At 43.1% G+C, this 14,019-nt stretch carries 16 protein-coding genes; 2 read left to right on the top strand and 14 right to left on the bottom strand.

The genetic code is table 11. From position 1 onward, the window contains the following. Positions 1 to 173: 173 nt before the first annotated feature. The 10 genes from L6469_RS11785 to L6469_RS11740 form a co-directional block, all read right to left on the bottom strand. Positions 174 to 890, bottom strand: a complete 717-nt coding sequence (locus L6469_RS11785) for a phosphoadenylyl-sulfate reductase (RefSeq protein WP_223918761.1) — start codon at positions 888 to 890, stop codon at positions 174 to 176. Positions 891 to 909: 19 nt separating this feature from the next. Next, a complete protein-coding gene (locus tag L6469_RS11780; RefSeq protein ID WP_006283814.1) occupies positions 910 to 2,181 on the bottom strand; it encodes a sulfate adenylyltransferase subunit 1 in 1,272 nt (423 codons plus the stop codon). Positions 2,182 to 2,244: 63 nt separating this feature from the next. Beyond that, positions 2,245 to 3,150: a sulfate adenylyltransferase subunit CysD gene (gene cysD, locus L6469_RS11775; protein WP_006283813.1), complete on the bottom strand. Its 906-nt coding sequence runs from the start codon at positions 3,148 to 3,150 to the stop codon at positions 2,245 to 2,247. A gap of 32 nt (positions 3,151 to 3,182) precedes the next feature. Further along, positions 3,183 to 3,980, bottom strand: coding sequence for a uroporphyrinogen-III C-methyltransferase (gene cobA / locus L6469_RS11770; RefSeq protein WP_006283812.1), 798 nt, complete (start codon positions 3,978 to 3,980; stop codon positions 3,183 to 3,185). 56 nt (positions 3,981 to 4,036) lie between these two features. Next, on the bottom strand, positions 4,037 to 4,492 hold the full coding sequence (locus L6469_RS11765) for a bifunctional precorrin-2 dehydrogenase/sirohydrochlorin ferrochelatase (RefSeq protein ID WP_006283811.1): 456 nt from the start codon (positions 4,490 to 4,492) through the stop codon (positions 4,037 to 4,039). A 15-nt stretch (positions 4,493 to 4,507) separates the two neighbouring features. Continuing rightward, positions 4,508 to 6,904, bottom strand: coding sequence for a sulfurtransferase TusA family protein (locus L6469_RS11760; protein WP_006283810.1), 2,397 nt, complete (start codon positions 6,902 to 6,904; stop codon positions 4,508 to 4,510). 30 nt (positions 6,905 to 6,934) lie between these two features. Continuing rightward, the gene (locus L6469_RS11755) at positions 6,935 to 7,342 is read right to left on the bottom strand and encodes a M67 family metallopeptidase (protein ID WP_006283808.1); all 408 of its coding nucleotides are present in this window, start codon (positions 7,340 to 7,342) and stop codon (positions 6,935 to 6,937) included. A 52-nt stretch (positions 7,343 to 7,394) separates the two neighbouring features. Further along, the gene (locus tag L6469_RS11750; RefSeq protein ID WP_006283807.1) at positions 7,395 to 8,201 is read right to left on the bottom strand and encodes a HesA/MoeB/ThiF family protein; all 807 of its coding nucleotides are present in this window, start codon (positions 8,199 to 8,201) and stop codon (positions 7,395 to 7,397) included. A gap of 27 nt (positions 8,202 to 8,228) precedes the next feature. Continuing rightward, positions 8,229 to 8,441, bottom strand: coding sequence for a sulfur carrier protein ThiS (thiS, locus tag L6469_RS11745; RefSeq protein ID WP_006283805.1), 213 nt, complete (start codon positions 8,439 to 8,441; stop codon positions 8,229 to 8,231). 88 nt (positions 8,442 to 8,529) lie between these two features. Beyond that, positions 8,530 to 9,171 (bottom strand): response regulator transcription factor, encoded by a 642-nt coding sequence (locus L6469_RS11740; RefSeq protein WP_006283803.1) that lies wholly within the window; start codon positions 9,169 to 9,171, stop codon positions 8,530 to 8,532. A 244-nt stretch (positions 9,172 to 9,415) separates the two neighbouring features. On the opposite strand from L6469_RS11740, the gene L6469_RS11735 reads away from it, so the two are divergent. Continuing rightward, entirely contained in the window at positions 9,416 to 10,282 is an 867-nt protein-coding gene (locus L6469_RS11735) for a phosphate ABC transporter ATP-binding protein (protein ID WP_039871295.1), read from the top strand. Between the two features lie 73 nt (positions 10,283 to 10,355). Here the strand turns inward: L6469_RS11735 and L6469_RS11730 are convergent, their stop codons facing one another. The 4 genes from L6469_RS11730 to L6469_RS11715 form a co-directional block, all read right to left on the bottom strand. After that, a complete protein-coding gene (locus tag L6469_RS11730) occupies positions 10,356 to 10,550 on the bottom strand; it encodes a hypothetical protein (RefSeq protein ID WP_039871293.1) in 195 nt (64 codons plus the stop codon). 257 nt (positions 10,551 to 10,807) lie between these two features. Then, positions 10,808 to 12,001 (bottom strand): hypothetical protein, encoded by a 1,194-nt coding sequence (locus L6469_RS11725; protein WP_006283800.1) that lies wholly within the window; start codon positions 11,999 to 12,001, stop codon positions 10,808 to 10,810. A 191-nt stretch (positions 12,002 to 12,192) separates the two neighbouring features. Further along, positions 12,193 to 12,540 carry a hypothetical protein gene (locus L6469_RS11720; protein WP_074802997.1) on the bottom strand — a complete coding sequence of 116 codons (348 nt, stop codon included), beginning with the start codon at positions 12,538 to 12,540 and terminating at the stop codon, positions 12,193 to 12,195. 31 nt (positions 12,541 to 12,571) lie between these two features. Then, positions 12,572 to 13,054 (bottom strand): hypothetical protein, encoded by a 483-nt coding sequence (locus tag L6469_RS11715; RefSeq protein WP_143067138.1) that lies wholly within the window; start codon positions 13,052 to 13,054, stop codon positions 12,572 to 12,574. A gap of 181 nt (positions 13,055 to 13,235) precedes the next feature. Between L6469_RS11715 and L6469_RS11710 the strand changes: the two genes are divergently transcribed. Then, positions 13,236 to 13,994 carry a response regulator transcription factor gene (locus L6469_RS11710; protein ID WP_006283797.1) on the top strand — a complete coding sequence of 253 codons (759 nt, stop codon included), beginning with the start codon at positions 13,236 to 13,238 and terminating at the stop codon, positions 13,992 to 13,994. Positions 13,995 to 14,019 lie beyond the last annotated feature (25 nt).

The raw sequence follows: 14,019 nt of genomic DNA, 5'->3' as shown, positions 1-14,019 counted from the left end.
TTCCTAATGATTAAGTAGTACGTATTGGTTTATATTCTATTTACATCGGCAAAGGTACGGCTAAATAGAGGTATACGAAATACCATGGACGAGGTAAACCATATCACTAACGTTTGTTATATCCGCCCACTACATACAATAAGAGCACCCCCTTAGAAGAAGGTGCTCTGTATTTAGTGCTTTTGATGCAAGCCACATTCGCGATGATCAGGATCTTCCCACCACCAACGACCGGCACGTACATCCTCGCCCGGTTTGATGGCACGGGTACAGGGTTCGCAGCCTATACTTGGGTAACCTTTATCGTGTAACTTATTATAAGGTACATGATTGGTCTTGATATAATTCCAAACATCCTCCTCACTCCAATTGATCAGTGGATTGATTTTGATCTTGCCATGTATATCGTCCCACTCTACCACCTGCATATCTTTACGGGTAACCGACTGTTCTTTGCGTAGACCACAAATCCAAGCATCCACTCCTTCCATGGCACGCTTCAACGGCTCCAACTTACGAATCTGGCAACAACGATGACGGCTCTCTATACTGCCATAGAAAAGGTTAATACCCTCTTCGCGTACCATACGCTGTACTTCTTTATAATCAGGAAAAAATACCTCGATGTTAATACCATAGGTCATGTTGGTACGATCGATAAGCTGGTAAGTTTCCGGGAAAAGACGGCCAGTATCTAATGTAAAAATACGAGCCTTCTTATCTTTCTTCACAATAATATCGAGGAGTGTCTGATCTTCGATACTCAAGGATGAAGAAAGGGCGATGCGCCCTTGAAAATGCTCAAGGAAAAAACCGACAATTTCCTCAGCTGACGCATCGCTAAAACGTTCATTCAGTTGCTGTATTTCTTGTTCACTCATATCATTCAGAACTGTTTTTGTATTCTTATTACTTGATCATACCAGCTCCTACAGTCTCGTTAGTATCGGGATCGATAAAGATAACAGAACCTGTGATACGATTGTCTTGATAACGGTCGAACACAAGCGGATTAGCTGTATGGATGGTAATCTCTGCGATATCGTTCATCTTGAGTTCGCTTACCCCCTGCTCTTTCTCAAGTGTATTGATATTGCGACGGAAGTTAATACTACGTACGATAGCGAGAGTTTCGCTGGTTGTCTGGCGTACGATATATTTCTTGCGTACTTGAGCTGGTGTCTCATTAAACCAGCATACATCCATGGTTACATCCTGTTCTATCTGGGGCTGTGGCTCATCAGCCTTAACTAGCGTATCACCACGACTGATGTCTATATCATTAGCCAACTGGATATCGATGCTCAATGGTGATGTTGCCTCTTCTAACTCACGATCAGCCTGACTAATACGGGTAACGGTGCTCTCCTGTCCTGAAGGTAACACACGTACCTTATCGCCTACCTTAATCTTACCACCAGCTACACGACCTGCATAGCCACGAAAATCAGGGAACTTACTGCTGATAGGACGGATAACATACTGTACAGGATAACGAAAATATTCTGTTACCTGCTTGTGCTCTACGGGCACCGTCTCGAGATATTCGAGCAAAGCAGGCCCTTTGTACCAAGACATATTATCGCTGTGGTTAACCACATTATCACCGTCTCTGGCGCTGATTGGGATAAATACCACATTCTTAATATGAAGTATCTCCGACATTTTGGTGTAGTCAGCAATAATCTTCTGATATACTTCCTCAGAATAATCTACGAGGTCCATCTTGTTAATGGCTACTACGATATGAGGAATACCCAGCAATGATGATATATAGCTATGACGCACCGTCTGTTCAAGCACACCATGACGAGCATCAATCAAGATAATAGACAATCCTGCTGTAGAAGCACCTGTAACCATGTTACGCGTGTACTCGATGTGTCCCGGAGTGTCGGCAATGATAAACTTTCGCTTTGGTGTAGCAAAATAGCGATAAGCTACATCAATGGTGATTCCCTGTTCACGCTCAGCCCGAAGACCATCGGTAAGCAATGCAAGGTTAACCTCCTCATTACCTCTACTCTTACTAGCCTCTTCTACGGCTTCAAGCTGATCTTCAAAGATTGACTTGCTATCGTAAAGCAATCGTCCTATTAGTGTACTCTTACCATCGTCTACACTACCCGCTGTACTGAAGCGGAGTAGCTGCATATCTAAATAACCTCTTGTATCTGGCATAATTTTCTATTTAAAGTGAAAGATGAAGTTTGATAGTTGAAAGCTGAATAACCAACCTTCGATTTAGAAGTAACCGGCCTTTTTGCGATCTTCCATAGCTGTCTCTGAGCGTTTGTCATCCGCACGTCCTCCACGCTCTGTAACACGGGTAGCAGCAATTTCGTCGATAATATCGGCTACAGATGTAGCCTTGCTCTCTGTAAGACCTGTACAAGTAATATCACCGATTGTACGGCAGCGAACCTGCATTTTAACAACCTCTTCAGTAGGTTTACGTGGAATTACTGGGAGTGCAGCCAACCACTGTCCATCTCGCTTGAATACCTCGCGCTCATGGGTAAAGTAAAGACTTGGCATTGGAATATTCTCCAAGTAGATATACTGCCAAACATCCATCTCGGTCCAGTTTGATATAGGGAATACACGGAAATGTTCACCCATATTTTTACGACCGTTGAAGATGTTCCACAACTCTGGACGCTGGTTCTTTGGGTTCCACTGCCCGAACTCATCACGATGACTGAAGAAACGCTCCTTGGCTCTGGCCTTCTCTTCATCTCTACGAGCACCACCAATAGCAGCATCAAACTTATATTTCTCAAGACTATCGAGCAAAGTGGTAGTCTGTAGACGGTTACGACTGGCATAATAACCAGTTTCCTCTTTCACACGTCCCTGATCAATACTCTCCTGTACGCTGCCTATGATAAGGTCTGCACCCAACTTTTCAACGAGAGCATCACGATAATCGAGTGTCTCCTGAAAGTTATGACCAGTGTCGATATGCAACAGCTGGAAAGGAATCTTAGCTGGATAAAATGCTTTGTATGCCAGATAGGTAACTACGATAGAATCCTTACCTCCCGAGAAGAGGATACAAGGATGCTCAAACTGAGCTGCTACCTCACGAAGCACATATATTGACTCTGATTCAAGTTCACGCAAATGGGTTATTCTTTCTTGGTCCATATATACTTTTATTTTTGTCGGTTTATAATTGATTACACATGGTGTTCGCGTAATGCGAACTGTTGGCCTCTGGCCTTGACGATATCTTCTACACGCTGGTGCATGGTAGCCACCACGTCGCCTACAAGCGCTATGAGTGGTGTAGGATATACTCTGATATCAGTAGCCAGCTCACCGATGGTTGTTTCGAATCGCTGTTCGTCTGCATGCGATACATTGTAGACGAGTATTACTGGGGTATCGGCAGATTTACCCTTACCAAGCAAAGTACGGGCGATGAGAGGCAACTTGGCAGCTCCCATATAGTATACCAAGGTATCAGCATTAGGGGTTTCAGGACGATTGGAATGTCCATTGACCAATGCTACACTAGATGATAACTGGCGGTGGGTAAGACTCACCTTGAGACTGGAAGCCATCGCACTGGCTGTGGTGATACCAGGAATAACACTTACGGTTATACCATAACTCTCAAGGAATTCGATTTCCTCACCAGCATGAGCAAAGAGCATCGGGTCACCACCTTTTAGTCTTACCACTTCCTTACCGGCTTTAGCAGCCTGAAGAAGAAGTTGGTTAATATCCCTTTGTTCTACTGAATGATGCCCACTTCGTTTGCCCACATATACCTTTTCAGCATCAATCTGCTCTAAATAGTCTTTCGAGATGAGATCATCATAGAAAATGATGTCAGCTGCCTCGATAGCTTTAACAGCTTTGACTGTAAGTAAATCAGGATCACCCGGACCGAATCCTACCAATTTTACCTGACCTGGACGGATGGTTGCTTCATTATCTTGCTGCTTAGTTATATTGTGTAATTTACTCATGCTTCGTTCCTTTCGTTCGTTTGTTTTTACTACAGAATAAGTGTCCTCTCTTAGACCTATTCAATATCTAGTTCACCGTTTTCTATAGCTTGTTGTATGCGGTTTCTTACTCGTATACTTCGCTTTACATCGCGTGAGTCACTGCCTACTGCTATTGTAAGGTTATCTTGCCGGTAGATCGCTGGCGAGATGAAATCGCAAGCTGCAGGGTCATCACACACACTCGTCAGTATGCCTCGCTTAGAAGCTAAGTCTTTTATCTGATGATTCAGCTCATGGTCGCCTGTTACCACAAAGAGCAGGTTGATGCCGTCGAGGTCTTTCTCGCGGAAGGGCCGCTCTATGGTGGTAAAAGGCAGAGCCTTAATCTCATCGGAAATCTCCTTAGCGATAACCGTTGCCTTATCGGTAAACCGATGTAGTATCTGTGCCTTATGTGTGGCCACCTTACCTCCACCTACAATAAGGATTCGGGCATCTGATATGCGTATTGATATCGGAAGATATTCCATGTATTTTATTGTTATTTACTTCTTCTTAATACTTACCTTCCAGTAGTTGTCTACTTTTTCGGTAGCAATTACCTCATGACCTTCATTCTTAACACTACCTGGTACATTAGCGATAGGCTGACCGTCATCGAGGAGTATCTCGAGTATCTGTCCACTCTGCATTGGTGCCAAAGCAATCTTGGTTTTCACAAAGTTCATCGGACAAGCGACCCCTCTGAAGTCTTTCTTCACATCTGGCTGGATAGCACTCGCCTTTTTGTCGTCAGCAACCGAGGCTGAAACGATTTTCTTTTCTTCGGCTGGAACTACTTCTACAGGAGCTGAGGTTGTGGTCTTAAACTGTAACGAATCGTCCATATTCTTATAGAGATCGCTGAGCAGATCGGCCAGTTCATAGATGAGCGACTTCTCTGATAACAGTGGCTGGTTGTTTCGAGCCTTATCGGTTAGTATCTGATATTTGGCAGGAACAATGCCGGTGTTGATAAACTCGTTAACGAATCCATGATATACGTCATCGTCTGTACGAGGGTCAAGACCGCGTGTTACCAAAAGCATGCGATTCTCAGAGAACACGATATCGTGAAGAATTTTCTCTGTTTCGTCAACACTGATCGATGTTGCTTCATCGAGCTGCTTACGCTTCTGGGCAATGGTATCCTGATCGATATCGATGATATCAAAGAGACCTGCAGAGCACTCAGCCTGACCGTACTTGATAAGACTGAATTTTTCATCGTCATCGAAATCGAAATAGGTATCTGGCTCCTCGCTATAAGGAGGTACCTCTTTATATTTAACCAGAAGTTCCTTCACCACGTTTTTCCCTCGGTTAGCTACATAGTCATAGTAATCAGCATATTCAGCCAAATGGTTAAGGATATCACGAACGTAGTCTTCTACAAATTCTGGTATGTATTTCGCTGCAATAAAACCTTGTTGCAAGTCGATTTCATTTTTACCAGCAGCAGGTAACCATACCGTATAAGCAGGATATGGATCATCTCCTGTACGACCTACACGACCACTGAATCCAAGGTCAGCCCAAGTAGCATTCGCACAGATATTGGTACATCCGGTCATGCTCAATTGAAGGTCAGGTAATGCATCAAAATTAAGATCGCTTGCCAATAAACGCTTAGTAATGGCGTCGATAGCTCCCTTTGGCAGACAGATACCCAATCGACAAGTATCTGCTCCGGTACAAGAGGTAAGCGCATTGATAAATACAGGATAGTCTACCTGATAAGCACCGAGCTTCTTAAAGAGCTGGTAGATATTTGGGAGATAAGCCTCTGGTATATTACGCACCTGAATCTGCTCGCGCTTGGTGAATCGAATAACATCATTACCAAATGCTTGAAGAAATTCGGCTACTTCTGCGAAAAACTCCGGACGGTTGTTACCATGACTTACAGGAAGATAAGCATACCAGAAGTTTTTCTTTTTACCTTCCTCATTCGTCTGCTGGTGCGCATAACGCTTTTTCCAAATCTTGAAACTCTCATGCTTAGCTATGCCTTCAGCTGGAGCAAAGTCGGGTGTAAGATGTTCTACCGGCAGAGCAGGTGCATAAAAATCAAGTGAACCGTCTTTCTTCAGTTTGTCAAACTCCTCAAAATAGAGTCGTTTCGCTTCTTCCTCACCATATTTATAGAATACGTAACGCATACGAGCTTTGTGGCGATTACGACGGTTACCGTAAGCATTAAACCAGTTTTTCAGAGCCTTAGCTGCTCTCAGAAGATCTACTTCGGGTAAGAAGTCGAATACTTCCCATCCTACATGAGGATTAGTGGCGGTACTACCAGCAACGAGAACACGGAAACCGCGCTTACCATCTACCACGCGTGCCTGAAGGCCTAAATCTGCCACATAAGAAGAACTAGCATCTTTCACGTTATGATCTACCGCTATCTTATACTTACGAGGCATAGAGAAGGAGTCTTTCTCGGCGATGAGTCGCGAAGTAAGCTCTACTACGTATGGATACACATCGAAAGCCTCATCGCTAGTAAGACCGCTCAAATCGTTGGTAGTCATGTTACGAACAGTATTTCCACCGCCACCCTGTGTAGCAAGACCTGCCTTCTCCAGTTTACGCAGAGCAGGAATAGCATCGAGGATATCCACATTATGAATCTGAATCTCCTGACGAGTGGTGATATGCAGATGGGATGTAGAAACCTGCTTGCCCACCTGAGCGACAATAGCCAACTGTGCAGGAGTGATAATACCGCCTGTACAACGAATACGAAGCATGTGGTGCTGGTTTTTACGCTGTTCGTAGATACCCATTGGCACACGATTAGACTTCAACTGGCCAGCAGTAATTTCGCCTGCCTTAAATTTTTGTATAAGCTCTTCCGTGTAGCTGATATCGCCAGCTAGCGTTGATGGTATTCTATACATATCTTGTTCCTTTCTAAAATTCTAATATTATTACTCTTCAGATGGTTCCTGTGCGAAATGCACCTCCTTATCGATGACCTCTCCCTCGCGAATGGCAAACGAATTGATATGAATGCCCTCAAAGAGCGAAACGATAGCGTAGCGGATACGTGGATCGAGTGCCATACGAATATCTTCTTGCGATGGTCGTGATGGTGATGCTGGATGAGAATGCCAGTTGGCTAAAATTTTCAGTCCTTTACTACGTGCATACTTGAGTGCAGCAAACTGATCTTTCGGTGCAAACGAGAAATGTTCTTCGCTATGATCGATATTTTCCATCCAGTAGCTTTCGGTTACCACGTCGTCATTGCCCATCAAATAACCACATGTTTCAATTGGCGCATCTTCTTGAGCTTGTAGTATCATGCGCTCTATTACATCTTCATTGATTTTCATTTTTTCAATTCCTCCTTGACGGGTTTGTATTCGTGAATCGTTAGATTCTATATTAATGGTTTTTCAGATCGCACGCAGCCTGCTCATAATCTATCAAATGATCTATTGTAGGATGACTGCCACAGATTTCGCAGGTATCACGTTTCTTCACGTTGATGGTACGGAAATTCATCGTCTTCGCATCGAAGGTAAGGAGACGGTTGGTCAACAGATCACCTACACCAAGGATGTATTTCAGAGCTTCTGCAGCCTGAATGGTTCCAAGCATACCAGCAATGGCACCAAGTACTCCGGCCTGACTACAGGTTGGTACAGCTCCTGCTGGAGGTGGTTCCTTAAAGAAACAACGATAGCAAGCAGAACCTGGTATATGAGTAAAGGTTTGACCATTGAAACGGAGGATACCACCATGACTGAAAGCTTTATTTTCAAGGATACAAGCATCGTTGATAAGGAATTTTACAGGAAAGTTGTCTGTTCCATCGATTACAAAATCCCATGGCTTGATTATTTCACGTGCATTATCAGAGTAGAGAAATTCGTGATAAGTAGTTACCTCTATATCAGGGTTAATGGCGAGCATTTTTTCCTTAGCACTCTCTACCTTCTTTACACCAACATCTTTCGTGAAATGGATAATCTGACGTTGAAGATTACTCAGATCTACCACATCGGCATCCACGATACCGATATGCCCTACACCGGCAGCAGCCAGATACATCGCAGCAGGAGCACCCAAGCCACCTGCACCAACGATGAGAACGCGGGCATTATTTATTTTTTCCTGGCCTTCTACGCCTACATCTTGAAGCAGAATGTGGCGCGAATAGCGTTCTATTTGTTCTTCTGTAAGTTCCATAACAATCTTTTTTTTCGAGATTTCTATTTATGCCTGTCCGCCACCCATGAAGTAAAGGAAGTCTACCTTATCACCTTCCTTGAGTTGTGTGGCATCATAATCTTCACGCTCTACAAACTCTTCGTTAATCTGTACAGTAACCATTTCTGGCTGAAACACACGATTAAGTTTAATCAATTCCGAGAGATTAAGAGGAAGAGTAACTTCCTGTACTTCGTCGTTAACAATAATCTTTGCCATAACTTTTTATCTGTTTTATTGGTTTATATTTCACATGATTTAGAACCGCCGCATATACCTTATAATAACCTTTGCGTTTGTATTTTCGCTAAATATAGAATTCGCTTGTATCTACCAGTCCTGCTCTGAAAGCATATTTTACAGCCTCGTGTGCCGTATTTACTTTGAGCTTTTTGAAGATATTCTTACGATGCGTATTAATCGTGTGTATCGAACTATATCGCTCTGCAGCAATTTCTTTGGTAGTTTTACCTTGAGCGATGCTTCGAAGTATTTCTATCTCCGTACTTGTCAAGTTAGTAGCAGGTTCCTCCTTAAGTTGCGAGTCTATAAGTATCTCGGTAGCACGGTGGCAGATATATCTCCGTTTCTGAACAGCATCTTGTATCGCCTCATGGAGATAACTAATCTGACTATCTTTAAAGATGATGCCTATATTCTTAGACGAACAAATTACTTTACGCATGAACGACTCTGTGAGGTCATCGGTTATCAACAACCACTGCGAAGTAGGGAATCGGTCGCAAAGAATAAGCAAACTCTCTACATCGGTAAAGTCGAAGAGCGTATAGTCTAACAGTATAACGCTGTCGGGAGCTTTTTCAAGCTGTTCTATCAGTTCTCGCTTATAGGAAACAATTACGCTGCTATGGGGTTCTACCTTATTAATAAGAGCAGTTAGTCCTACCTGCGTAAGTTCCTGATTATCGGCTATTATAAAATTCGTCATATTATCGTCTTTCTTTAATTGAGAATAATCAGTGGCTTAACTCTGGTGCAAAATTATGACAAATATTGGGGTTGTACAATAAGCCAAATATGGTATATGGTATACCATACATTAGGTATACTAACTAACACATTAGAAACACATACCTAACATATGGTATCAAAATGCCTATAAAATGGTATTTGGAGAATCATTTTTATGCTTTACCTTTGCAACCGTGAACCAAATAATTAGACAAGGAATTATGAACATAGCAATATCATCAGTTACTAATAAAGTATTCGGGCTTGCCCCAAGTTTCGGATGGAACAAGACCGAACATTTTGTGGTAAACGCAAAGTTTAAGCGCGAGCAGAATGTTAATCTTTCGACTAAAGGATTAAACGTATCTGTAAAAGGTGCAAAGATATTGAAAGACGTAAATGTAGAAATACCTCAGCACAAAATTACCTGCATTATAGGTCCAAGCGGTTGCGGTAAGTCTACCCTACTCCGTACCTTCAATCGTCTTAACGATGGTGTAGAGGGGATGAAGATATCAGGTGAGGTTATTCTAGGTGAACACAACATATTAAAGGCATCGAGCAGTGAACTTACTCAGCTGCGTCGTAACATCGGATTGGTTCCACAGCGTCCTTGTCCGCTACCGATGAGTATCTACGACAATGTAGCCTATGGCTGCCGTATTCATGGTATCCGTGGTAGGAAAAAGCTCGATGCTGTTGTAAAACACTATCTACAGCAGGTAGGTTTGTGGGATGAGGTTAAGGATCGCCTGCATAGTCCAGCCAACCGTTTGAGTGGTGGTCAACAGCAACGTCTATGCCTTGCCCGCAGCCTAGCTGTAGAACCTAGCTATCTGCTGGCCGACGAGAGTACAAGTGCTCTCGATCCTATCTCGAGCAAAAAGGTAGAGTCACTCTTCACAGAATTAAAAAAAGATTATTCTATCGTTATGGTAACTCATACTCTTCGACAAGCCCTTCGCTTAGCAGACTATGTCGTCTTCATGTATCTAGGCGAAGTGATTGAAGCAGGTCCTGCCGAGCAGGTGTTTCACCATCCTAAGAATGAATTAACCAAGAAATATTTAGAGGGAGCTTTTAGTTAAAGCTTTCTCTTTTTTTTGCGACAAAATATTCGTCATAACTTGCATATTATTCAGACAGCTCTAATGCGCATACTCAGGTTTTCTGCATGAAAACATAAGAATTTAGCTTGCATTTTATTGAATTAGCCACCTGTGCAACAAGCGTGTTGCCCTTAATCCTGACGATGTGGCGGTGTCCTGTTACGGAGATTTGGCTGAGCATCTTGTCCCATGCCACGGAATCGTTCTCCGCAGTAGTCTCGTTCTGCGCCTGTGTTACTGTGGTCATCAGGCAAACCATTGAAAACAGAATCAGTCTTTTCATCGTTCTTTTGTTTGGGTTATCATCATTGTAGCTCCACGGCTGCGGCCTCGTCCTTGTCGATGCCTGGGATGCAAGACGAAAGGGGCTGGTGGGGAGCCTCACAGAAGCCCACCACAGCCCAAGAGAGATTTATGTATTTGAAATTGTTCTGCATAGTTTCTTGAGATATTATCCGGTTTGCCTAAATATTTGCTTGTCGTGCTCTTTTGTCTGGCTATTTTTCAGTAGGTGGACAAACTATCCAAGTCCTCACTCAGTATCGGGTGATTCTTCTTGATATAGAGATACAGGTCGTTAAGCGTCTTCACTTCGCCCTTTGTTCTCTTTTCAATGCGCTTCAAAAATACGTCATCGAACATCTTCGGTTCAATATGAGGGATAGAGAACTCGTTGACAGGACGAAAGAAAATAATGCCGTCAACACGGTCGCCAAGGCTTTCGTTGGCACGGAATGGACTGCCGTTACTTTTACTCAACATCCGTTCGCTATATTGAAAATGGAAAAAGTCGGAAATGAGAATGTTGGCAAAGGGGCTTCCTGCAATGTCGAAACCCACAGGGCGGTTGCCATTACAGCGGAAGGCTTCGTCTGCTAGTCCGTCGCTGGAACGTTCCCATCGGAAATCATCAGCACTCGGGATGTAGCCGTTACTACCCATCAGTCCACCCCAAAGTTTGATAGTGAAAACCCTGTTGGGATAGAGGACTGAGAGTATCTTTCCCGCCGTAGCCTGAACGTTGTACATTCCAGACTTTGAGTTATAAGAAGAATGAAATTGCCGCATCGTATGGCTTAAACCAGCGTAGTAGAGTACCTTGCGATTGGAGCCAACATAGCCTGCAATCTTGTTGGCTGTTGATTGGTCACGGCTTAACGTGTACTCATATTTGTCACCGTCTAATAGTTGCAACATGTAGGGAGGATCAAGAAGGAGCAGACGAGTGAACTTGCCTTGTGCTCTGTTGTAACGCCACAAAGCCTTGATGTCTTCCAGAGCCTCCTTGTATGGCCAGCCGTAAGTTTCAGGGGCATCACGAAGAATCTGTAGCGCCAAATCCTCGCGGAAGGTTTTCGACATCATCAACGTGTCGGCCTTCTTCTGGTCTATGCTATTGCCGCTTTCCCAAGCAAGCGCATCAATGTGAAAAGTCGTGTCGTTGGCAACGTAGTCGAGGTAGTCAGCCAGGAATAGCATGTGGTCTTTTATCCAGTGGTCTTCGCCCAACGATACAACATTATATTGCTTTATCTTCTGTGATAAGTAGTCGAAGGGGGAAATGGTCTGGCCTTGAATGAACGAAAGATAATCCTTTTGCTTTTTTGTTCGTTCATCGGTCTGTGCTACTGCAAATGTCACTGTCAAAAGCATTGCCAGCAGGAACAAGAACCGTTTGTAGTGTTTCTGATGTTTCATTTTTATTCTGATTATCGTTTATAACTTATAGTATTATAATCTGTTCTTTTCCGCATTACCTGCGCCCGTACCTTTGTACTTTGAGTTTGTGGCATTGAAGTTATATGTGAGTGATGCACCGATGTACTGCGTATAAACATAAGCATCAATAGAATCAGTCTTTTCATTTTGCTATTGAGTTTTAACCATTGTTACATTTGATACACCCGGCTCATGCCGTCGGGTTCCATCGGGGCGATAGTCTGGCGGAGAAGAACAAGATAGAAGCGGGGAAAGGTCTCGACGGGGGGATGGCTGGCGATGTAGCGGTCTATCTTCTGTCGGGCATCGGTGCGGAGTGTGTCTTCGTGGCAGGGCACGAGGCGGCTCTCGTCGACAAAGGCGATGTGCCAGAAGGCCATGTAGCCGATGACGTAATGCTCCACCATTTCCACCTCGTCCTGCGCGTCATGGACGATGGTGGAAAGTGGCAGGATGCCATCCTCACAGATGGCCACCACTGCCCAAGAGAGATTTATGTATCTAAGATTGTTCTGCATAATATGGATGTTTATAGTTTATAATAAGCTGTCAATAACAGTTCCCGTCCACGAATGCGGTTAGTGGAGGTGCTGCTGGTGAGGTCGCTGGTGATGACGTATGAATAGGTGTCACGGTTCGGTAGAAACGACTGGCATCCAATGGCTCCACGGACGCAGAACCACCCAACGAAAAACGCAGACGGGGCGTGACATACCATCGGATGCTGAGGTCTGGCATGAAGAGCATTTGGTGATGACCATTGTCGTGGCTGTATTTCTCGTAAAGGTATTCCGTTGTAGGGCCGAGTTCCACATTAATGTCGCGCGTCTTGTAGGTTATATTCGGCTGCATATAGATGCGGGCAAAAGAGAAACGGCTGTTATCTGCCAACTGTCCGATGGTGTCGGGAAGTCCTGTCAGATCAGACTCCAGACGATGAAATGTAGGGCCTGAAAAGAGAATCTTATAGATGTCATTTCTTTTTCCACTTATTTTGTAAGCGGATAATACATATTGTATTATTGAAATCATGTATTCCATTTAATATTATGTATTTACTTTTTCGTTTGCAAAAATACTTAGTGTTTTTATTATTTTCACTACCCAAAAGGGTAATTAGGTTAAAACTCCTTTAAATATTACCCTTTTGGGTAAATACCGCTTGATATTATAGATTATTTTTTTTTATCTTTGCACCCAAAATCATAGTCAAATGGATATTAGAGTAGAGGATTTCTTTATAGAAGCAAACTCAGTAGATTCTGTAACAGAAGAAAATTACAGAGATCTGGATGTGTTACTTCGAGGCGTGGATTCATTTTCGCGTTCGACTTATCAAAGTGTCTATGTAATCGACTACTTTAAGAAGGGATTTCTTTATGTATCTGACAATCCACTTTTCCTATGTGGATATACTCCTGAAGAATTGTTGGAAATGGGCTATTTATTTTATATCAGCAATGTGCCTAAAGAAGAACATAGCATGTTAGCAGAGATAAACAAGTCTGGATTTAATTTCTTTAATAAGTTCCCACTAAGTCAAAGGCGGAAGTGTATTATCTCATACGATTTCCATATTCTGAATGGAAAACACTCCACGTTAATCAATCATAAGATAACTCCTCTCGTTATGACGGAAGATGGAAGGACATGGTTAGGGTTATGTGTTGTCTCATTATCACCTCACACTTCCGCAGGACACATAGAATTCCGTATGTCTGGCGATGATCGTATATGGGAGTATTCTCGTCTCTCACACAAATGGAAAGAAAAAGAGAAAATAGAACTAACTTCCGAAGAAAAAGATGTATTGGTTTTGTCGGCACAAGGATTTAACCGTGACGAGATAGCCGATCACATGTGCAAGTCTGTAGATACAATTAAATTCTATAGACGCAACCTTTTTGACAAGTTAGGTGTAAAAAATATCACAGAAGCATTATCATACGCTACAAGCTACGGATTGTTGTAAATTATAACCAACAAAGATTTTCGAC

Origin of the sequence: Segatella baroniae B14 (assembly GCF_022024235.1) — a bacterium.
Classification (GTDB): domain Bacteria; phylum Bacteroidota; class Bacteroidia; order Bacteroidales; family Bacteroidaceae; genus Prevotella; species Prevotella bryantii.
This window is presented reverse-complemented; position numbering and strand designations above follow the sequence as displayed.